At 75.2% G+C, this 23364-nt stretch carries 3 protein-coding genes; all 3 read left to right on the top strand.

Features of this window, described 5'->3' with window-relative positions; all coding sequences use genetic code 11:
* Window positions 1-119: 119 nt before the first annotated feature.
* A complete protein-coding gene (locus IH45_RS0111885; RefSeq protein WP_030665778.1) occupies window positions 120-4736 on the top strand; it encodes a condensation domain-containing protein in 4617 nt (1538 codons plus the stop codon).
* Window positions 4733-13210, top strand: coding sequence for a non-ribosomal peptide synthetase (locus IH45_RS01000000143480; RefSeq protein WP_050514751.1), 8478 nt, complete (start codon window positions 4733-4735; stop codon window positions 13208-13210). The genes IH45_RS0111885 and IH45_RS01000000143480 overlap by 4 nt, the downstream gene beginning before the upstream one ends.
* A partial coding sequence (locus tag IH45_RS01000000143485; protein WP_050514752.1) for a non-ribosomal peptide synthetase occupies window positions 13207-23364 on the top strand: 10158 nt, incomplete at its 3' end. The genes IH45_RS01000000143480 and IH45_RS01000000143485, both read left to right, overlap by 4 nt.

The following is a 23364-nucleotide window of genomic DNA, read 5'->3' on the forward strand; positions in this document are numbered from 1 at the left end:
GCGCCCCGGCCCCGCGGGCCTGACCACTTGGGCACGGCCGCGTTCGAGCACCTCGGAAAGAGCGTGTACGACCACCTCGGCACAGCCGGGTATCCGCAAGCAGCACAGGGGGATTGCACATGACGAGCCGCCCGGCTCAAGACGACGACATCGCCGTGGTCGGCATCGGTCTGCGCCTGCCCGACGCGGACGGCCTGGCGCAGTTCCGCGCCAACCTCCGCGCGGGACGGGACTCCGTGGGACCGCTGCCCCCCGCCCGCGCGGCGGCGACCGGCCTGGACCCCGCTGCCGGCTACCTGCCCATGGGCCACCTCGCCGATATCACCGGCTTCGACCACGCCTTCTTCGGTATCTCGCGCCGTGAGGCGTCCCTGATGGACCCGCAGCAGCGCCTCGCCCTGGTGCTCGCGCAGGAGGCACTGGAGGACGCCGGATACGCGACGGCGGGCCTGCGGGATCACGCGGTGGCGGTCGTCCTCGGCTCCGCCGTCTCCAGTTACGGCGCGCCCGCCGCCGAACCCGGGGCGCTCAGCTCGCTGGGCAACGTCTCCTTCGGGCTGCCCGCGCGCATCGCCCACGTCCTGGGCCTGTCCGGTCCCTGCTACGCGATCGACACCGGCTGCAACAGCTCGCTGATCGCCGTCCACCACGCGAGCCGTGAACTGGCCGCCGGGGACGCCGAGTACGCCGTCGCGGGCGGCGTCAGCGTCCGCTGCGGCGCGCTGCCCGCGCGGGAAGCCGCGGGGCTGGACGAGCTGGTGTCCCCCACCGGGCGCTGCCGGGCCTTCGACGCCGACGCGGACGGCACGGTGTCCGGCGAAGGCGGAGCGGTGCTGCTGCTGACCACGCTGGGACGGGCCCGCGCGGACGGTGCCCCCGTGCACGCGGTGCTCCGGGGCAGTGCCGTACTGCACAACGGGCGGGCCGCCGCCACCCTCAGCACGCCGAGCGCGGCGGCCCAGGCGCGGGTGATCGCGCGGGCCTGGCGCTCGGCCGGTGCCGACCCCGCCGACGCCGGTTACCTGGAGGCGCACGGCTCGGGGACCCGGCTCGGCGACGCGGTGGAACTGGAGGGGCTGGCCGCCGCGTTCGCCTCCCGGGGCGCGGGCGGGGGTGACGGCGCCACCGCACGGCTCCCGCGCCTCCCGATCGGCTCGGTGAAGACGAACATCGGTCACCTCGACCACGCCGCCGGTATCGCGGGCCTGGTCAAGGCGGTGCTCAGCGTCCGGTACGGCGAGCTGTACCCGTCGCTGCACTTCACCCGCGCCACCGGCGGCGTCGACCTGGAAGCCGCCGACCTGGAGGTCGTCACCGGGACGCGCCCGTGGCCGGACCAGGGACGGGACCGGCTCGCCGGGGTCAGCTCGTTCAGCCTCGTCGGCGTCAACGCCCACTGTGTGGTGCAGCAGCCGCCGGAGGGGGACGAGCGGGAGCCGGTGCCGGACGGTCGTGGCGCGCCCACGCTGGTCGCGGTGTCCGCCCGGAGCCGGGACGCGCTGGCCACGCTGTGCGAACGTACGGCTGGGGCTCTGCACGACGGCCGTCCGCGGCTGGCCGATGTGGCCCTCACCCTCAACAGCGGACGCAACCATTACGAGCACCGCATCGCCGTACCGGCCCGCACCTCCGAGGAGCTGGCCCGGCGGCTCGCCGAACGGGCGGAGCGGCAGGCGGCGACGCCGTACGCCGGGAATCGGGCCGCAGGCGTCGCCGGCCCCGCGGCGCCCAAGGTCGTACTGCTGCTGTCGCCCGGGGCCCGGCCCGCGGGAGTGGAGCCCGTACCACTGCCCGCCGCGCTGGAGCCTCTGGCGACCGACCACGGCTACCTCGCAGGTCAGTTGGCGATGCACCGTGCGCTGATCCGCTGCGGGGTACGGATCGACGCCGTCCTCAGTGGCGGCGCGTCGCACTACCTGGCACGGCAGTTGCGCGGCGAGCTGACCGGGCCGGAGCAACTGCCGCCGGACGCCGGTACTGCCGTACCGGCGGTCGATGCCGGAAAGCTGCGCGCGGTGGCGGACCGGCTGTCGGCGGACGGCGCGGTGGTCTTCGTGGAGCCCGCCCCCGACGGCGAACTCGGCGCCCTGCTCACCCCGCACCTGTCCGGGCGGGAAGGCGCCGAGGTGCTGACGGCCGACGCGGACAGCGGTCTTCCCGGCATCCTCGGCGGACTGTACGAACGCGGGCTGGGCCTCGACTGGTCCGCGGTGAACGCGCTCTCCGCGCAGGCGGACGGGGCGGCCGGACGGGCCCCGCGCCGCCTGCGGCTGCCGGGGCACCCGATGACCCCGACCCGGTGCTGGGTGGGCCCGCCGCCGGCCCCGGAGGCGCCCCTCGCGGCTCCTCCGGCACCATGCGCCCCGGAGCACGCCGAACCCGCCGCCCCGCCCGGCGACGCGTCGGCCTGGCTCCGTACCGTGTTCGCCGAACTGCTCGGCACCGAAGGCGAAATCACCGACGGCGCCGACTACTTCGCGCTCGGCGGCAATTCGATCATCGCGCTCCAGCTCGTCGAACGGGTCGAGGCGCGCTACGGGTTCCGGCCGAAGCTGCTGGACGTGTACGAGCACCCCACGGTCGCCGGATTCGCCGGCCTGCTCACCGGTACGGCCGCCGGAACAGCGCAGCCGCCCGCCGCCCCGCTGCCCCCGGTGGTGCCCCAGCCCGACCTGGTGATGTCCTTCGGCCAGGAACGGATGTGGTTCCACCACCAGCTCGACAAGGACACCACGCTCTACAACCTGCCGATGGTCAGCCACGTCCGCGGCCCGGTCGACGTGGCCGCGGTGCGCGGCATGTGGGAGGGCCTGGCCGCCCGCCACGAAGTGCTGCGGTCCAACTTCGCGGAGGTGGACGGGGAACCCGCGCTCCGGATACGCCCGGAGCTCGGGAACTTCTTCCGGTACGCCGACGTGCAGACGGCGCCCGACCCGGCCGCGGCGGCCCGTGAGCTGGTGCGCGAGGCGGCGGAGCACCGCTTCGACCTGGCCGCGGACCCGCTGGTGCGGGTGCTGGTCGTCCGGCTGGCCCCGGAGGAGCACGTCATCCAGGTGACCATGCACCACGCCGTCAACGACGGCGGCTCTCCGGCGGTCTTCGCGCGTGAGCTGCCGGAGCTGTACGCGGCATACCGGGAGGGCCGGGCACATCGCCTCGCGCCGCTGCCCGTCCAGTACCGCGACTACGCCCGCTGGCAGCGCGACCTGCTGCGGTCGGCCGCGCTCGACGGCGAACTGGACTACTGGAAGCGGGCGTTGGACGACGCGCCGCTCCTGGAGCTGCCGACCGATCATCCGCGCCCGGCACGCAAGGACTTCGCGGGCGCGCTGCACACGTTCTCCGTACCCGCCGCGGACATGAGGGCGTTGCGGGATCTGGCGGCCCGCGAGTCGGTCACCCTGTTCGTGGTGCTGCTGACCGCCCTGTACCTGCTGCTGGCCCACCGCAGCGGACAGCGCGACCTGATCGTCGGTACCCCGACCACGGGGCGCAACCGCGGCGAACTCCGGGACCTGATCGGCTTCTTCAACAGCACGGTCGCCCTGCGCGCCGACCTGTCGGGCGACCCGGAGCTGCGCGAGGTGCTGCACGGGGTACGGACCGTCGTCGCGGAGGCCATGGAGCACCAGGAGATCCCGTTCGACCGGGTGGTGCACGCGCTGGGCGGGGAGCGCGACCTCGGCCGCGCCCCGCTGTTCGACGTGTTCTACGTGCACCAGGACCTCCCGCCGATCCAGCAGATGGACGGCGCCTCGGTCGGGTACTTCGACGTGGACAGCTCCCCCGTCAACCGCTTCGGCGGGATGCCGGAGGGCACCGCGAAGTTCGATCTGACGCTGGTCACCTCGGACCGCGCGGGCGACGCGGCGATGGACGCCTGCCTGGAGTTCAGCACCCAGCTGTTCACCGCCGGGACGGCGGCCGGGCTGGTCGAGGAGTACATGGCGCTGCTGCGCCGGCTGGCGGCGCCGGGGGCGGGCGGGTGCCGCCTGTCCACGCTGCTGGGGGCGGCGGGGGCGGCCCTGGAGGCCGTACCGGCGCCTGCCGGCGAACTGCTGGTGCCCACGGACCGGCCGCGCCGGCCGGACGGCCCGCCGTCCGTGCCGAGCGCCACGGTCGAGGAACCACTTGGCCTGGAGCTGACGGACCGGCTGGCCGCGTTCGCGTCGCGCTGCGGGCTCGACGGCGCGCCTCCGCACGACGACCCCCTGCACCTCACGCTGATCACCGGCTGGACCGTCCTGCTGGCCTGGGTGTGCGGACAAGACGAGGTGTCGGTGGGGACGCCCGCCGGCCCGCTGACGGTCGACCTCGGCGATGAGCCGGACTTCCCCTCACTGATGGCCAGGGTCGGAGAGGCGTTGTCGGCGGCACCCGGTGGCGGTCCGGGGCTACGGGTGCGCTGCGACGGCCTCCAACCGCCCGGCGGCAACACCCGTTCCGAGGACGACGCGGCCGAACTGGCGCTCTCTTGGCGCACCGACGACAGCAGCACCGGCACCAGCACCAACACCGGCGCCGTCCTGACGCTGGCCTTCGCGCCCGAGCTGTTCGACGCCGCCACCGCCGCGGGGCTGGCCGCCGGCCTCCGACGGCTGCTCACCGGCCTGCTGGCCGCGCCGGACCTGCCGGTCCACGACGTGGCGCCCGACTGTCTGGACGAGGACCCGGCCACCGGTACCGCACCATCCGACATCCCGGCCAGCCCGGCCACCGGAGCGAGGACCCGATGACCACTTCTGTTCCGCTGCCGCTGAGCGCGGCCCAGCACGCCGTCCTGCTGGACGGCCGGGACCGGGCGGCCGACTGCCTGGCGCAGTACCTCGATGTCGCGGAGACAGTACGGCCGGAGGTACTGCGCGAAGCCCTGCGCCGCGCCGTGGACGAGTGCGCGGCCCTGCGGGTGGTGTTCCGGCGGGGGACGGACGGGACGGTGCAGTCCTTTCCGACGACCCCGGGCCCGGACCCGGACCCGGATGTGGCACCCGGCGTCGTGGAGGTCGATGTCCGTACCGGCCCGGATGCCGGGGGCTCCGCGGTCGCGGCATGGACCGACACCGAACTCGCCCGCCCGCTCGACCCGTTCACCGGCCCGGCCTACCGGGTGGCCCTCTTCCTGCTGCCCGGCGGCCGGCTCGGCTGGTTCCAGCGCTTCCACCGGCTGGTTCTCGATGAGGCGGGCATGGCCGCATTCGCCGCGCGGGTGGGCCAGCACTGCGCCGCGACAGCCGCCGGAGAGGCGCTGCCGCTTCCCCTGGCCGGGCCTGCCGACCGGCTCGCCGAGGAAGACGCGTACCGGCGTTCGCCCGGCCGCGCGGCCGACCACCGGTACTGGCGCGAGCTGCTGACGGACGTGCCCGGCCCGGTACCTGCGCTGCTACCCGCCCCGCACGGCGCACCGGCCCCGGTCGCGGCCAGCGCCGGTCACTTCGTACCGCTCGGCGCCGCCCCCGCCGTCCTCGCGCGGGCCGCGCGGCGCAGCGGCGGCGGCCCGGCGGCCGTGCTGCTGGCCGCGCTGGCGGTCCACGCCCACCGCCGTACGGGCTCCCGCGACCTGGTGCTCGGCCACTGGACGACGCCCGCGGGCCCCGGCGGCGCGACCCTGGTCCCGGTACGGATCGCCGTCACCCCGGACCTGACCTTCGCGCAGGTCGCCAAGCGGGCCGGTGCCGCCCTGCGCCGCGCCCGGCGGCACCGGTTCCTCGCCGACGCCGACCTGTCGTGGAGCGCACCGGCCGGTTACGGCGCGGTCGCCGCCTTCGAACCGGCCGGCGGGAGCTCGGGCACCGTCGTCCGCACCTGGGGCGCGCCCGGCGAAGGTCTGTCGGTACGGGCCCGGGAGACGCCCGACGGGGACTGGCACCTGGAGGTACGGGAGGGCGCGGCGCCGGACGACCGCGGGGCCGGGGACCGGCTGCCCCGGCTGCTGGCGGAGCTGGTGGCCGCGCCGGATGTCCCGGTGGGCCGTTTCGACCTCGCCACACCGAACGAACTTCGCCGTGTGCAGGTGGAGTTCAACGACTCCGCGCAAGCTGTACCGGAATCGACGGTGACCGCGGATTTCGCGGCGGTCGTCCGCCGTACTCCCGACGCGGTGGCGGTCCGCGGCCGGGACGGCACGCTCACCTACGCCGAGCTGAACGAGCGCGCCACCCGGCTCGCCGTCCGGCTCCGGCAGCAGGGCATCGGACCCGAGGACCTGGTGGCCGTCCTGCTGCCCCGTACGCCGGACATGGTCACCGCCGTGCTGGGCGTGCTGCTGGCCGGTGCGGCGTACCTGCCCGTCGACCCCGCGTACCCGGCGGGCCGGATCGCCTTCCTGCTCGACGACGCACGGCCCCGGGCCGTCCTGACCAGCACGGAGCAGGCGCCACACCTGCCCGACGGCGCCCCGCCCGCCGTACTCCTCGACGCCCCCGGCCCCGGTGGTCCGCTGCCGGCCTTCTCCGTACGGCCCGGCAACGCCGCCTACGTCATCTACACGTCCGGCTCGACCGGACAGCCCAAGGGCGTGGTCGTCACCCACCGCGCCGTGCACAACTTCGCCCGCTGGTCGACCGGCGCGCTGGGGGCCGAGGCCTTCACGCGGGTGCTCGGCGCGACCTCGCTCAGCTTCGACATGTCGGTCTTCGAGATCCTCGTCCCGCTGATGACCGGCGGCAGCGTGGAGCTGGTCGGCAACCTGCTGTCCCTGCTCACCGTCCCGGACTGGTCCGGCAGCCTGATCAACACCGTGCCGTCGGTCTACCGGAAGGTGATCGCCGCGGAGTGGGTGCGCGAACGCGCCGACCACTACGTCTTCTGCGGCGAGCCGCTCCCCGCCGAGCTGGTCCGCGAGGTGCTGCGGCGCTCCCCCGGGGCGACGGTCCACAACATCTACGGGCCGACCGAGGTCACCGTCTACGCCACGTCCTGGCGCTGCCCGCCCCAGCGGCCGGACGACCCCACGCCGCCGCCCATCGGCACGCCCGTCACCAATGTCCGCTGCCATGTGCTGGACGCGGCGCTGCGGCCGGTGCCGGTGGGGCACACCGGCGAGCTCTACCTGGCCGGCGACTACCTGGCGCGCGGCTACGCGGGACGGCCGGGGCTGACCGCCGAGCGGTTCCTCGCGGACCCCTTCGGGCCGCCGGGCGGCCGGATGTACCGTACGGGCGACCTGGCCCGGTGGAACGCCGACGGACAGCTGGAATTCATCGGCCGCGCCGACCACCAGGTCAAGGTGCACGGCCACCGCGTCGAACCGGGCGAGATCGAGGCCCTGCTGACGGCGCTGCCCGAGGTGGCCGCCGCCGCGGTGGTGGCGACCGACGACGGCGAGGGCGACCGGCGGCTGACCGCGTTCGCGGTCGCGGCCGAGGGGCACCGGCCCGGCCCGGCGGCGGTCCGCGAACGGCTGGCCGCCGGCCTGCCCGCGCCGCTGGTCCCGGCCGCGATCGTCTTCGTCGACGCGCTGCCGCTCAACCCGAACGGCAAGACCGACCGGCCGGCCCTCCAGGCACGGGCTGCCGCGCTGCCCGCCACCGCCGGCGCCGACGGCCCCGAGACCGCGGCCTCCGCCGAGGACGCCCTGCGGCAGGTCTTCGCCCAGGTGCTGGACCGCGCCGAAGTCGGCGCGCACGACAGCTTCTTCGCGGTCGGCGGCGACAGCATCCGGTCGATCAAACTCGTCCGGCGGGCGCGCGAGGCGGGGTGGGTGATCCAGCCCGAGGACGTCTTCGAGCACAAGACCCCGGCGGGGCTGGCCGGAGTCGCGGTTCCGTACGCGCCCGAGGCGCGGCACACCTCCGTATCCGTAGCGGCACCCGAAGCGCGGGTCCCGAGCCCGCCGCCGCGCGAGCCGCTGCTCCCTCTCGACGCGGGCGAGCGCGACTGGCTGGCGCGGCACCACCCCACCCTCTCCGAAGTCCTGCCGCTCACCCCGCTCCAGGAAGGGCTGCTCTTCCACGGCCGGTACGACCGGGACGGCGAGGACGCCTATGTCATGCAGATGACGCTGGACATGACCGGTGCCCTCGATGTCCCCGCCCTGCGCCGGGCCTGCGACCTGCTGTGCCACCGTCACCCCAACCTGCGGTCCGGCTTCGTGCAGCTGCCGTCCGGCCGCGCCGTCCAGGTCGTCCCCGAGCGTGGCGCGGACTTCACGGAGGTGGACCTCTCCGGGCTGGACGGGGAGCGGCAGCGGGCCGAGGCCGACCGGATCGCCGGGACCGGGCGGCGCACCCGCTTCGACCCGGCCGACCCGCCGCTGATCCGCTTCGCCCTGCTGCGGCTGGGCACGGACCGCTACCGGCTGCTCGTGACCGCCCACCACATCCTGCTCGACGGCTGGTCCAACCAGCTGTTCCTGCCGGAGCTGTTCGCCCTCTACCGCGCGCCGGAAGACGTCCCCGCCCCCACCCCCTACCGCGACTACCTGGACTGGCTGCACCGCCAGGACCGGCAGGCCTCGCTGCGTACGTGGTGCGAGGCGCTGGGCGCCGGCGACGGGGTGCCGCGGCCGACGCTGCTGGCCCCGTCGGGGCTGCACCGTACGTCGATGTGGCCCACCCGCCTCGCGCACACCCTGACGCGGGAGCGGACCGATACGGTGACGGAGTTCGCCGGCCGGCACGGCGTCACCGTCAACACGCTGCTCCAGTGCTGCTGGGGCCTGCTGCTCGCGGAGTGGACCGGGCGCCCGGACGTGCTCTTCGGGACGATCGTCTCCGGGCGGTCGCCCGACGTGCCCGGCGTCGAGTCGATGGTCGGCTTCCTCATCAACGCCCTGCCGGTACGCGTGCGGACGGTGCCGGGCGAGACGCTGGGCGCCCTGCTGAGGCGCGTCCAGCAGGAGCAGTCGCGGCTGCTGGCCCACCACCACGTGGGCCTCACCGACATCCAGCGCGCGGTCGGCGCCGACGAGCTGTTCGACACCGCCCTCGTGTACGAGAACTTCCCGGTCGCCGGTGATCAGCGCGCGGCCCTGCCCGGAATCGAGATCACCGGGGCCACGAGCGAGACCGCCGGGCACTACCCGCTGTCGCTGATGGCGATCCCGCGGGACGGCCGCCTGGAGTTCCACTTCCTCTACCGGCCGGACGTCTTCACCCGCGAGGCCGTCGACCGCATGCTGGCCCGGCTGCTGCGGCTGCTCACCACCGTCGTCACGGCCCCGGACACCCCGCTCGCCGCCCTCGATCTGCTCGACGCGGACGAGCACGCCACGGTGGCCGCCCACCGGGGCGCGGCTTCCACCGCGCCCCGGACGACCGTCACCGCGCTGCTGGACGCGCAGGCCGCCCGTACGCCGGACGCTCCGGCCGTACGGTGGGCAGGCGGGACGGGCGGTCCCGGCACCGAGTTGAGCTACGCCGACCTGCACGCCCGCGCGAACCGCACCGCACGGGAGCTGGCCGCCCGCGGCGCCGGTCCCGAGAGCTACGTCGGACTGCTGCTGCCGCGGTCGCCCGAACTGGCCGTGGCCCTGCTGGCGGTGCTCAAGGCGGGCGCCGCCGTCGTACCCCTCGATCCGGACCACCCCGACGAGCGGCTGCGCCTGATACTGGACGGCGCGCGCCCAACCCTTGTGATCACCGGCCGGGAGCACGCCGCGGCGGCCCCGCTCGACGGCGTCGGGACGCTGGTCCTCGACGACGACGGGACGGCGGCGGCGATCGCCGCCCGGCCCGCCGGACCGCTGGACGACGGCGCCCGGACCGCCCCGCTGCTCCCGGACCACCCCGCCTACCTGATCCACACCTCGGGAACCAGCGGCCGCCCCAAGGGCGTCGTGGTGCCGCACGGCGGGCTGCCCGGGGTGCTGGGCAGTACGGTCCCGGCACGCGGCGCCGGCCCGGGAAGCCGCATCCTCCAGTTCGGCTCGCCAGGGTTCGACGGGGGCCTGATCGACTACTTCGAGACGCTGACCAGCGGCGCAACCCTGGTACTGGCCCCCGAGGACCGGCTGCGGCCGGGCCGTGCGCTGACGGAACTGGCCCACCGGGAACGGATCACCGGTGTCTGCGTGCCGCCCTCCGTCCTCGCCGTCCTGACCCCCGGCGAGAGCCTGCCCCCCGGCACGCTGATCCGCTGCGGCGGCGAGGTGCTGCCCGCCGAGCTGGCCGCGCGGTGGGCGGCACACCACCCCCTGGTCAACGCCTACGGCCCGACCGAGGCCACGGTCGCGGCGACGACCACCGGAATCCTGCCGCCCGGCGCCGGGGCACCCGTCGGCCGCCCGGTCGACGGAACGGTGGTCCACCTGCTCGACACCGCGCTGCGTCCCGTCGGCCCCGGCCGCCCGGGCGAGGTGTACCTCGGCGGGTCCGCGCTGGCCCGGGGCTACCTCGGGCAGGCGGCGCTGACCGCCGAGCGCTTCGTGGCCGACCCGTTCGCGTCCGGTGGCGGCCGGATGTACCGCACCGGGGACACGGCCCGGTGGAACGCCGACGGGCAGCTGGAGTTCCTGGGCCGCACCGACCGGCAGATCAAGATCCGCGGATTCCGCGTCGAGCCGGGCGAGACCGAGGCGGCGCTGGCGGGCCACCCCGCCGTGGCGAGTGCGGCGGTACGGCCGTGGAGCGCGGCGCCGGACGACATCCGGCTCGTGGCGTACGTCGTACCGGAGCGGCGGTGCGTGGCGGCCGAGGTCACCGGGCCCGCTGCCGAGGCGGACACAGAGGCGGGCACCGAGGGGGACATCCAGGCGGACATCGAGGCGGAACTGATACGGGAGTGGGAATCCGTCTACGCGGACCTGCGCTCCGAGGGCACCCCGCCCGAGCGGCGCGAGCCCTTCGCGGCGGACTTCTCGGGCTGGGACAGCACGTACGACGGCTCGCCCATCCCCGCCGGGGAGATGCTGGAGTGGCGGGCGGCGACCGTGGAGCGCATCCGCGAACTGCGGCCGTCCCGGGTACTGGAGATCGGCGCCGGCAACGGCCTGATCCTGTCCGGGGTCGCACCGCACTGCGACCGCTATGTGGCCACCGACTTCTCGCTCCCCGCCGTCGAGGGGCTGCGGGCCGACCTCGCCCGCAGCCCGGACCTGGCGGCCCGGACGGAGGTGCGCCACCAGGCGGCACACGATGTCTCCGGCCTGGAACCCGGCGCGTTCGACGTGGTCGTGCTCAACTCGGTGATCCAGTACTTCCCCTCGCGGGCCTACCTGCTGCGCGTCATCGAGGGCGCGCGGGAGCTGCTGGCGCCGGGCGGCGCGCTCTTCCTCGGTGACGTCCGCGACGCCCGGCTGCGCGACCGGCTGTTCACCGCCGCGGAGTGCGCCGCGGCGGCCCCGACCGCCCCGGTGTCCGCCGTACTGCTCGCCGCCGGACGGCGCACGCTCCTCGACGAGGAGCTGGCCGTGGCACCGGAGTTCTTCGGCACGCTGGACGGGTGGGCCGGGGCGGACATCCGCCTCAAGCGCGGCCGTCACGACAACGAACTCACCCGGTACCGCTACGACGTGGTGCTCCACAAGGACGCCGGTACGCCGGTGGTGCCGGTCGGCGATGCAGTCCCTCTGCGGTGGGGCTCCGACGTGCGCACGCCGGAGGAACTGGCGGCGCTCCTGCGCGCGGCGGCGGCCCCGATGCCCGTACGGGTATCCGGCATCCCGGACGCCCGGCTCGCCGCCGACACGGCGTTGCGCGACGCCCTGCTGTCCGCGCCGCCCGGCAGCCGGGTCGGTGCGCTCGGCAGCCCCCCGGCCGGGGCGGGCGTCCACCCGGAGGACCTGGCCGACCTGGGCCCGGAGCTCGGCTACCGGGTGCTGGCGACGCCGTCCGCCGTCGAGGGCGAGTTCGATGTGGTGCTGGTGCCCGGGGACGATGCCGACCGGTTCCGGGATGTGCATCTCGCGCTCGCGGGTACGGCCACGGATCAGGACGCCGTGCACGACCCGGCCGTCGCGGCCGGACTCGCCCGGCTGCCCGGCATCCTGCTGGACGCCCTGCGCGGCACACTGCCGGAGTACGCCGTGCCCGCCACCGTCGTCGTACTGCCCGCGCTGCCCCGTACCCCCAACGGCAAGACCGACCACGCCGCGCTGCCCGACCCGGAACGCTCCGCCGGGACCACCGGACGCCGGCCCCGCACCGCGCAGGAGCGCCGCCTGTGCGCGGTGTTCGCCGAGGTCCTCGGCCTGCCGTCGGTCGGCGTCGACGACAACTTCTTCGACCTGGGCGGGCACTCGCTGCTCGCCACCCGGCTCGCCCGGCGGCTGGAGACGGCGGGTGCCGGGCGGGTGGACACCTCGGTGGTGTACGCCGCGCCGACCGTCGCCGCGCTCGCCGAACATCTCGGCACGGACGAGCCGCGGCCACTGGCCTTCGACGTCCTGCTCCCCCTCCGCCCGGTCCGCACCCCGCACGGCACGGGCCGCGGCGACCGCGCCGGCGACGACCCGCCGCCGCTGTTCTGCGTACACCCGGCGGGCGGGATCGGCTGGATGTACGCCGCCCTGATGCGGCACCTGGGCAGCGAGCGCCCGCTCTACGCGTTGCAGTGCCGCGGCCTGGACGGCGAGGGTCAACTCCCGCGTTCGGTCGAGGAGATGGCCGCCGACTACCTTGCCGAGATCCGTTCGGTGGCTCCCACCGGACCGTACGACCTGCTCGGCTGGTCGTACGGCGGAATGGTCGCGCACGCCATGGCGACGGCCCTCCAGGAACAGGGCGAGACGGTCCGCCTGCTGGCGCTGCTCGACGCGTACGTCATGGCCGATGTCCCCGGGCTGCCGCCGGCCGACGCGTTCGGCAGCGAGCGCGCGCTGTACGGCGCGCTCCTGGACTACGCCGGGCTGCCCGCCGGTACGGAGGGCCCCGGCGCCTGGTCGACGCCCGACGACCTCACCCCTGAACGGTTCCTGGAGATCGTCGGGACCGCCGACAACCCGCTGTCCGGCATCAGCGCCGAGCAGCTGCTCGCGATGGGGCGGGTCTACCGCAACAACGTCGCCCTCGCCGCGGACTTCCGCCCCGCGAAGTTCGCCGGCGACCTGCTGTTCGTCGCCGCCCGCCGGGACGTGCCCGACCCGGTCCCCGCGCTCACCCCCGACCTGTGGGCCCCGTACGTCACCGAGGGCCGCGTCACGGTGCACCACAGCGACTTCGCCCACCCCGACCTGGGCAGCCCCGCGGCGCTCGCCGAGATCGGCCGCCTCCTGACCACCGAACTGCGCACGCGCGACACGCACGCCACGCACGAGAGGAACCGGACGCCATGACGGAGGGGACGGACCGTGCGGCCGAGCGCGGGAAGGGCGCGGCGGACCGGCGATGGCCGCTGACCGCGGCGCAGTCCGGCATCTGGTTCGGCCACGAACTCGACGGCACGGGGCGGCGCTACAACGTCGGGCAGTATGTGCGGCTGCACGGCGCCCTGGACGAGCAGTGCTTCGAGCAGGCGTTGCGCTCGGTGCTGGCCGGCAGTGAATCGCTGCTGGTGCGCTTCGCGCGGACGCCGGAGGGCATCGTCCAGATCCTCGACCCGGACGCCGCCGGCCGCCCGCCGCACCGGACGGACCTCAGCGGCCGCCCCGACCCGGACGCCGCCGCTCAGGAGTACATCGCTGCGCTCTACGACGTCCCGTACGACCTCACCGCCGCACCGCCCTTCGACCACCACCTGATCAGGACCGGTGCGGCGGAGTACCTGTGGTGCATCAAGATGCACCACCTGGTGGTGGACGGCCTGTCCATGGCGGTCCTCATCCGCCGCGTCGCCGCCGCGTACACGGCGCTGTGCGCGGGCGAGCCGCTGCCCGGGGACCGGTTCGACTCACTGGACACCCTGGTCGCCGAGGACCGTGCGTACCGCCGGTCGGACCGCTTCCGCAGCGACGCCGCGTTCTGGGCGGAGCGGCTGACCGGCGCCGGGGAGGCGCCGCACTTCTCCGCCGGTCCGGTCTCCCCGGACGCGCCGGAGCATCTGCGGTACAGCGCACGGCTGGAGCGCGGACGCTGGGCGCGGGTCCGGGAACGGGCCGAGGAGTGGGGCGAGCGCTGGCCGTCCGTCTTCTCGGCGGCGGCCGCCCTGGCGCTGCACGCCGACACCGGGCACCGCGACATCGTGCTCGGCCTGGCGGTACCGGCACGCAACGCCCGCCTCCGGAGGGAGACGCTGGGCACGGTCTCCAACGTGCTGCCGCTGCGGGTGCACGTCGACCCGGCGGCGTCCGTCGAGAGCCTGGTGCGGGCCGTGGCCGCGGAAACCCGCGACATCCTGCGCCACCAGCGCTACCGCCTGGAGGACATGCTCCGCGACGCCTCCGCCCTCCTCGACGAACAGCGGATCGTCGGCCCGCGGCTCAACATGATGTCGATGGACCGCGACCTGGACTTCGGCGGCATCCCGGCCACCGTCCACGAGATCTCCCCCGGCCTGACCGACGGCTTCACCATCGGCGTCTACCACAACGGCGAACCGGACCTGCGCGTCGACGTGGACGCGGGCGGAAGCCGCTACGGGCCGGTCGACGCGAAGGGGCAGCTGGGGCGGTTGCTGGAGCTGGCGGGGGCGGTCGGGGAATGCCCGGCCGGGACCCGGGTCGGGGCGCTGCGGACCGGCTCCCCGGCGTCGCCGGAGGCGTTCGCGCGCCCCGGTGGCACGCGGACCCCGCCTCACCCGGTGGACGCGTCCGACACCCTCGTCGGCCTCGTCGCGCGGCAGGTCGCCGCCCGGCCCGGCGCGACGGCGGTGGTCTGCGGGGAGGACCGGCTGTCCTACGCCTCGCTCGACGCCCGCGCGGAGCGACTGGCCGGCGCCCTGCGGGCCGGGGGCGCGGGGCCCGGCCGGCTGGTGGCGGTGGCGCTGCCCCGTTCGACGGACCTGGTGGTGGCCCTCCTCGCCGTACTGCGGACCGGTGCCGCCTACCTCCCGCTCGACCCCGCGTCCCCGCCGGACCGGCTGACCGCGATACTCACCGACGCGGCACCGGCGCTGGTGATCGCGGACCGGTCTTCGGGTGCGCCGGGCGCATACGGCGTGCCGGTGGTACGGCCGGACGCCGAAGCCCCGGCGGGCAGCGCGGACGGCCTCCGCCATGTGCCCCGCCCCGCCGACCCCGCCTATGTCATCTACACCTCCGGCTCGACCGGCCGCCCCAAGGGCGTGGTGGTCACCCACCACAACGTGGCCCGCCTGCTCACCCACAGCACCGATCGCTTCGGCTTCGACCACACGGACACCTGGACGCTCTTCCACTCCTACGCCTTCGACTTCTCGGTCTGGGAGATCTGGGGCGCCCTCGCGCACGGCGCCCGCCTGGTGGTGGTGCCCGAGGACATCACCCGCTCCCCCGTCGAGTTCCTGGACCTGCTGGTGGCCGAGCGGGTGACCGTACTCAACCAGACGCCGTCGGCGTTCACCCAGCTCGCCGAGGCCGACGCGACACGCCCCGAGGTGGGCGCCCGGCTGCGGCTGCGCCATGTCGTCTTCGGCGGCGAGGCGCTGGAGCCGTGGCGGCTGGCCGGCTGGTACACCCGGCACGCGGACGACGCGCCCCGCCTGGTCAACATGTACGGCATCACCGAGACCACCGTGCACGTCACCGACGGGCCGCTGGAGTCCGCGGCGGCCACCGGCACCGTCACCGGCATCGGCAGACCGCTGCCCGACCTGCGGGTGCACCTGCTGGACGCCGCGCTGCGCCCGGTGCCGCCGGGCGTCCCGGCGGAGATCTGCGTCGCCGGGCCCGGCGTCGCCCTCGGCTATCTGAACCGCCCCGGGCTGACCGCCCAGCGGTTCGTCGCCGACCCGTACGGCCCGCCCGGCAGCCGGATGTACCGCAGCGGCGACCTGGCGCGACGGCGGGCCGACGGGACCCTGGAGTACCTCGGGCGCGGCGACCGGCAGGTGAAGATCCGCGGGTTCCGCATCGAGCCCGGCGAGATCGAGGCCCGGCTGGCGGAGCTGCCCGGCGTCGCGGACGCCGCCGTCCTCGCCACGGCGTACGGCCCGGGCGACCGCCGCCTCGTCGCCTACCTGGTGCCGGACGGCGCCCCGCCGGACCCGGACGACGTGGCGCGGCGGGCGGCACGGGTCCTGCCCCGCCACATGGTGCCGTCCGCGTTCGCCGTGGTGGACGCGTTCCCGCTGTCCGTGAACGGCAAGCTGGACGAGCGGGCGCTGCGCCGCCTCGCCACCGAAGGGCCTGCTACGGAGCCGGCTTCCGGGCGGGCGCCGTCGGGTGAGCTGGAGACAGCCGTACACCGGCTGTTCGGCGAGGTACTGGGGGCGGTGACCGGCGCACCGGAGGAGTCCGCGCCCCGGTCCTTCGGCGCGGACGCGAACTTCTTCGCCCTGGGCGGCGACTCGTTGCTGGCCAACCGGCTCGTCATGCGGCTGTGCGCGGAGATCCCCGCGACGCTCTCGGTGCGCGACCTCTTCCGGCATCCCACGGTCGCCGGGATCGCGGCACTGATCGACGGTGCGGGAACCGGCCCGCGTGCGGCCGTTCCGCTCCGCCCGGCCGCCGGTCCGCGCCCGGCGCGCATCCCCGCCTCGTACGCCCAGCGCAGCCTGTGGTTCCTGCACCGGCTCGGCGGCCAGGAGTCGACGTACCACATCCCGCTCGCCGCCCGGCTCTCCGGGCCGCTGGACGTCGAGGCGCTGCGGGCCGCGGTCGCCGACGTGCAGAACCGCCACGAGAGCCTGCGTACCGTCTTCCCGGACACCGGCGGCGAGCCCTGCCAGCACATCCTGGAAGCCCCCGACGCGCCTTTCACCGTCCTGCCGACGGACGAGGACGGCCTGCCCGCCGCGCTGTCCGGCCACGCCCGAGCCCCCTTCGACCTGCTGGCCGAAGTCCCCTGGCGGGTCACGCTGTTCGCCCTGTCCCCCGACACCCACGTCCTGCTGCTCGTCGTCCACCACATCGCCGCCGACGAGCACGCGCTGCGCCCCCTGCTCCGCGATCTGGCCGCCGCCTACGAGGCACGGTCGTCCGGCCGGGCCCCGGCGCTGCCGCGCCTGCCCTTGCAGTACGCCGACTTCACACTGTGGCAGCGCGGCACGCTGGGCAGCGAGGACGATCCGGACAGCCCCCTTTCGGCCGAACTCGCCCACTGGCGCGAGACGCTGCTCGGCTCACCGGCGGAGCTTCCCCTCCCGGCGGACCACCGTCCGCCCACGGTGCCCGCCCACCCCGGCAGCACGGTGACCTTCACCCTGGACGCCGCACTCGGCACCCGCCTCGCCCGACTCGCCGCCGCACGCGGGGCGACGCCCTTCATGGCGCTGCACGCCGCCGTGGCGTGCCTGCTCAGCAGGCTGGGCGCGGGGACGGACATCGCGGTGGGCACGGTCACGGCGGGCCGCGCCGACCCGTCGCTCGACGACCTGGTCGGCTTCTTCGCCCAGACCCTCGTCCTGCGTACCGACCTGTCGGGCGACCCCGGCTTCGCCGCCGTCCTCGACCGCGTCCGGGAGACGGACATCCGGGCGTTCGCGCACGAGGCGCCGTTCGACCGGGTGGTGGAAGCGGTCAACCCGCCCCGCGCCCTGGGGCGCCACCCGCTCTTCCAGACCATGACCACCATGCATGGGCGGCAGCGGACCGCACTGCGGCTGCCCGGCCTCGACTGCACCCCGCTCCCCCTGGACCGGGCCATGGCCAAGTTCGCGCTGCTCTTCGAATTCACGGAGTGCGCCGACGGCCGTATCGAGGGCATCCTCGAATACGCCGCCGACGCCTTCCGGCAGGAGACGGCCGAGCTGATGGTGCGCGCGCTGGAACGGCTGGTGCGAGGCGTGCTGGACGATCCGGAGCGGCCGTACGGGACGGTCGCGGTGGCGGGGCCGGGAGAGGAACCGGCGATACGCGTACCGGTCCCCGCACCAGCCCCGGACCCGGCACCCGCACCGGAACCGGCTCCGGCCTCAGCCGCCGAGGACCTGCTCGCGCACCTCTTCCGCTCTCTCCTGGGCAGGGCCGGGATCGACCCCGACGTCAGCTTCTTCCAGCTGGGCGGCGACAGCATCCTCGCCGTCCAGCTGGTCGCCCGGGCCCGCGCCGGCGGCGTGCTGATCAGCCCCAGGGACGTCTTCACCCACCAGAGCGTGCGCGCCCTCGCCACGGCGGCCGGCCGGGCCGTCCCCGCCGCCGTACCGGAGGATGCCGGGCACCAGGCCCTCGGCGCGTTTCCCGCCACCCCGATCATGGACTGGCTCGCCTCGCTCGGCGGCCCGGTGGACGGCTTCGCGCAGTCCGTGGTGTGCCGGGTGCCCGGTACGGCCACGATCAGCACGCTGCGAGCGGCACTGCAACAACTGCTCGACCACCACGACGCGTTGCGGATGCAGTGGCACGGACCGACGGAGACGCCGTGGCGCTTCACGGTCCGGCCGCCGGGTGCTGTACGCGCGGACGCCGTGCTGCACCGCGTCTCCCTCGCCCGCGAGGGCATCACCGACCGGTCCGGGCTGGACCGGCTGATCGGCGAGCAGCGCCGCGAGGCGCGCAGGCGGCTGGACCCGGCGTCCGGCGTGCCACTCCAGGCCGTCTGGCTCAACGCGGACGGGCCGGGCGAGGGCCGGCTGCTGCTGGTCGTACACCACTTCGCGGTGGACGGCGTTTCCTGGCGCATTCTGCTGCCCGACCTGGCGGCGGCGCACTCCGCGGCCGTACGCGGAGAGCGCGCCGAACTGCCGCCGGTGCAGGTGCCATTGCGGTCCTGGGCCCTGGCCCTGCGGTCGGCAGCCGAGTCGCCGCGCCTTCAGGCCGAGGCGGAGTGGTGGCGCGCCCTGGCCGCCCGCGCGGGCGAGCCGGTCGGCAGCCGCCCGCTCGATCCGGCGCGGGACACCGTCGCCACCGCGGACTCGCTCAGCACGGTGCTCGGCGCCGACGCGACCGCGCCGCTGCTCGCCGCCGTCCCGGACGCCTTCCGCACGGCGACCCGCGATGTACTGCTGGCCGCCCTGTCCGTGGCGCTGCACCGGTGGCCCGGCAATGCGTCGGGCGGGCCGCTGCTCGTGGACATCGAGGGCCACGGGCGCGACATCGACCTGGGAGAACTGGCCGGTCAGGCCGGGCCGTCCGGCCATGGCCGGATACCCGGCCCGGACGTCTCGCGGACCGTCGGCTGGTTCACCGTGCTGCATCCGGTGCTGCTGGACGCCCGCGTCGAGGACTGGGACGCGATGCGGACGGCGGGCGCCGGGCTGGCCCGCGCCGTCCGGCACGTCACCGGGCACCTGCGCGCCGTCCCCCACCGCGGCGCGGGCCACGGCCTGTTGCGCCGCCCCGGAGGGCGGCTGGAAGACCTGCGCGGTGCCGGGATCGCCTTCAACTACCTGGGCCGTTTCGATACGCAGGAGCCGGGCGACTGGGAACTGGAACCGGGCAGCTTCCGCGGCGAGGCGGACCCCGCGCTGCCGCTCGCCCACGCGCTCTCCGTCGACATCTTCGTGGAGCAGGGCCCGGACGGTCCGCGCCTGCGTACGGTGTGGACCTGGCCGGACGGCGTCCTGAACGCCGGGTCGGTCCGCGCGCTCGCCGACTCCTGGCACACCGTACTGACCTCCTTCGTACGGCACCGTGACGCACCCGCCGAGCCGGTCGGGCGGGCGCCGTCGGACTTCCCGCTGGTCAGCGTGGCCCCCGCCCGGCTGACCGCCCTGGAAGCCGCTTACGGCGAACTCGCGGACCTGCTACCGCTCTCCCCGCTCCAGACGGGTCTGCTCTTCCACACGCTGTACGACACGGGAACGGCGGCCGGGACCGAGGGGACGGGTGACGCCGAAGCGCCCGCCCATTCCGACCCCTACGTCGTCCAGCTCACCCTCGACCTGACCGGCCCCCTCGTCCCCGGCCGGCTGCGTACCGCCGCCGATGCCCTGCTCCGGCGGCACCCCCACCTCGGCGGCGCCTTCCTGGCCGACGACGGCGCGCACCAGCCCGTGCTGGCCGTACCGTCCACCGTCGAGGTGCCATGGCGCACACTCGACCTGACCGGCACGGACGCCTCCGCGTCCGGCCGCGCCGAACAGGCGGCGGAACTGGCCCGGGAGGACCGCCGCCCGTTCGCCCCGGACGTACCGCCGCTTCTCCGCTTCAGCCTGATCCGGCTGTCCGAGGACCGCTGGCGGCTCGTCTTCACCCACCATCACGTGCTGCTCGACGGCTGGTCGGTGCCGCGCGTCCTTAAGGAACTCTTCGCCCTGTACGAGGGCACCGCGCTCCCGCCCGCTCCCCCGTACAGCGCGTACCTGCGACTGCTGGCCCAGCGAGACGCGGGAGCCGCCCGTAACGCCTGGCGCGCGGCGCTCGCGGACTGCACGCCCACCCGGGTCGGACGGGACAGCGGGGAGCGCTTCGCGGAGCCCGCCCAGTGCCACACGTTCGCGCTGCCCGACGCGACCGCGGCAGGCCTGACGGCACGGGCGGCCGAGTGGGGCGTCACCCTCAACACCGTCGTCCAGACCGCCTGGTCCCTGCTGCTCGCCCACCTCACCGGGCAGGACGACATCGTCTTCGGCAGCACCGTCGCCGACCGCCCGGCCACCCTCCCGGACGCGGAACGCCTGGTCGGGCTGCTCCTCACCACCGTCCCGCTCCGCGTACGGCTGCGCCCCGGCACACCGCTGTCCGGCCTCGCCCGGCAGATCCAGCAGGACCGCGCGGGCCTGTGGGACCACGACCACCTGGGACTCGCGGCCATTGAGGAGGAGGCGGGCGCCGGCTCCCTCTTCGACACGGCCGTGGTCTTCGAAAACTACCCGCTGGACTCCGAGGAGTTGGCGGCTCCGGCCGCCGGAATCCGCGTCGGCGCCATCGACGTACACGACGGTACCCACTACCCCCTGGCCCTCGTGGTGCTCCCCCGCGACGGCCGGCTGACCTTCCGGCTCACCGTCCGGTCCGCCGCACTCGCCTGGTGCGGCGGCGCCGAAACCCTTCGCGAGCGGCTGCTGACCGCCTGCGCGGCGCTGGCCGAACAGGGCGACCGCCCCACGGGCCGTATCCGGCTGCTGCCCCCGGCACTGGAGTCGGACGCGCTCCGCCTGGGCACCGGGGGCCCTGCCCGGCAGCCTCGGTACGAGGAGGGTGCCGCCCCGGTGCCGGACAGCGCATCCCTGGCCTCCGCCTTCGAAGCCGTGGCGGCCGCCCACCCGGGCCGCGTGGCGCTCTGGTACGAGGGTGAGCAGATCGGCTACGGCACGCTCAACCGCCGGGCCAACCGGCTGGCCCGCCACCTGGCCCGCGAAGCCGTCGCCCCCGGCACACCGGTGGGCGTCGCCCTCCGCCGCTCACCCGAAGTCGCGGTCGCCTTCCTGGCGTTGGCCAAACTGGGCGCCGTCTGCGTCCCGCTGCACAGCAGCTTCCCCGCCGAACGCGTCCGCTGGATCCTCGACCACACCGGCACCACCCTCGTCCTCGACGACCACGGCCTCGCCACCCGGGAAGCCCACGCCGCGCGTACGGAAAGCCCGGCCGGCCTCCGGGCCTCCCCCCTCCCGGACTCGGTCGCCTGCGTCATGTTCACCTCGGGCTCCTCCGGCGAGCCCAAGGGAGTCGAGGTCACCCATCGCAACATCCTGGCGCGCGCGGGCGACCCGGCCTGGCAGGGCCCCGACCACGACCGGGTGCTCTTCCACTCCCCGTACTCCTGGGACACCACCGTCTACGAACTGTGGATGCCGCTGCTCACCGGGCGCCGGGTGGTGGTGGCACCGCCGGGCGACCTGGAGCCCGGGGATTACCGGCGGATCATCGACGCGGGCGGCGTCACCGCGGCATGGCTGACCGCGGGCCTCTTCGACGTCCTCACCGACCAGGACCCCGGCGCGCTGCACGGCCTGCGCCGGGTCTCCACGGGCGGCGATGTCGTACCACCGGCCGCCGTCCACCGCGCCCGCCAGGCCGCCCCCCACCTCCACGTGTCCAACCTGTACGGCCCCGTGGAGAACACCACCTTCTCCCTCGGTTACGACATCCCCGCTCCCGAAGCGAGCACAGCGGTCGAACCGTCCCTGCCCATCGGCCACCCCCTGACCGGAACCCGTGTCCGCCTGCTCGACTCCGCCCTGCGGCCCGTGCCCAGGGGCGTACCGGGCGAGATCTACCTGGCCGGAACGGGCCTCGCCAACGGCTACCACCGCGCGCCGGCGCGCACCGCGGCCCGCTTCGTCGCCGACCCGTACGGGCCGCCCGGCAGCCGTATGTACCGCACCGGCGACCTGGGCCGGTGGGACACCGGGGGCCGGCTGCGCTTCCTGGGCCGCCGGGACCGCCAGGTCAAGATCAACGGCTTCCGGATCGAACCCGGCGAGGTGGAGGCGGCACTGCGCCGCGAGCCCGGGGTGACCGGCGCCGTGGTGACCGTCCGCGGCACCGGTGCGACGGGCCGCGCCCTGATCGCCCACGTGACGCACACCGGGCACCTCGACCCCGTCGCCCTGCGCGCCCGGCTGGCCACCCGCCTCCCCGGCCACCTCGTGCCCGCGGACGTCGTCCCCCTCGGCTCCCTCCCCCTCGGCACCAACGGCAAGATCGACCCGGCCGCTCTCCCGGTGCCCCGCACCGCACCGCCCACCGGGCCCCGCACCCCCCGCCAGGAAATCCTCACCGCGATCTTCCGCGAAGTACTGGACCTGGACACAACGGTCGGCGTCACGGACAACTTCTTCACCCTGGGCGGCAATTCGCTCTCCGCCATCCGGCTGACCGGCCGAGTCCGCGCCGCCCTGCACCGCTCCGTCTCCGTACGGGACCTCTTCGAGGCTCCGACGGTCCTGGCCCTGGAGTCCCGCCTCACCCGAACCGCACCCGACACGGCCACCGCTCCCGACGAGTTCCTGGCGAGCGCGCCGCCGGTCCCCCGCCCCAGCCCCATCCCCCTCTCCCCGGCCCAAGCCCGCCTGTGGACCGTCAACTACCTCGGCGACGGAAGCCCCGACTACGTCAGCGCCCTCCTCCTCACCTTCGACGGCCCGCTGGACACCGACGCGCTGGAAGCGGCCCTCCGCGACCTCACCACCCGCCACGAAATCCTCCGCACCGTCCTCCCCTACGGCGAAACCGGCCCGGAACAGCGCATCCTCCCCGCCGACGCCGCCCCCCTCGACTTCCACGCCACCACTCTCGACAGGGACGCGGACCTGGACGCGACGGTGTCCGCCGAACTGGCCGCCCCCTTCGACCTCCAACGCGACCTCCCTCTCCGCGCCCGCCTGTACCTCCACGACGCGAAGCAGCACACCCTCCTCCTCGCCATCCACCACGTCGCCTTCGACGGCCACTCGGCCGCACCGCTCCACCGCGACCTGGCCACCGCCTACACAGCCCGAGCCGCGGGCCGGCCCCCCGCCTGGCCCGCCCCGGCCCCCCAATACGCCGACTACACCCTCGCGTTGCACCACAGCGGCACGGGCCAGGCC

Origin of the sequence: Streptomyces rimosus subsp. rimosus (assembly GCF_000720725.1) — a bacterium.
Lineage (GTDB): Bacteria > Actinomycetota > Actinomycetes > Streptomycetales > Streptomycetaceae > Streptomyces > Streptomyces rimosus_A.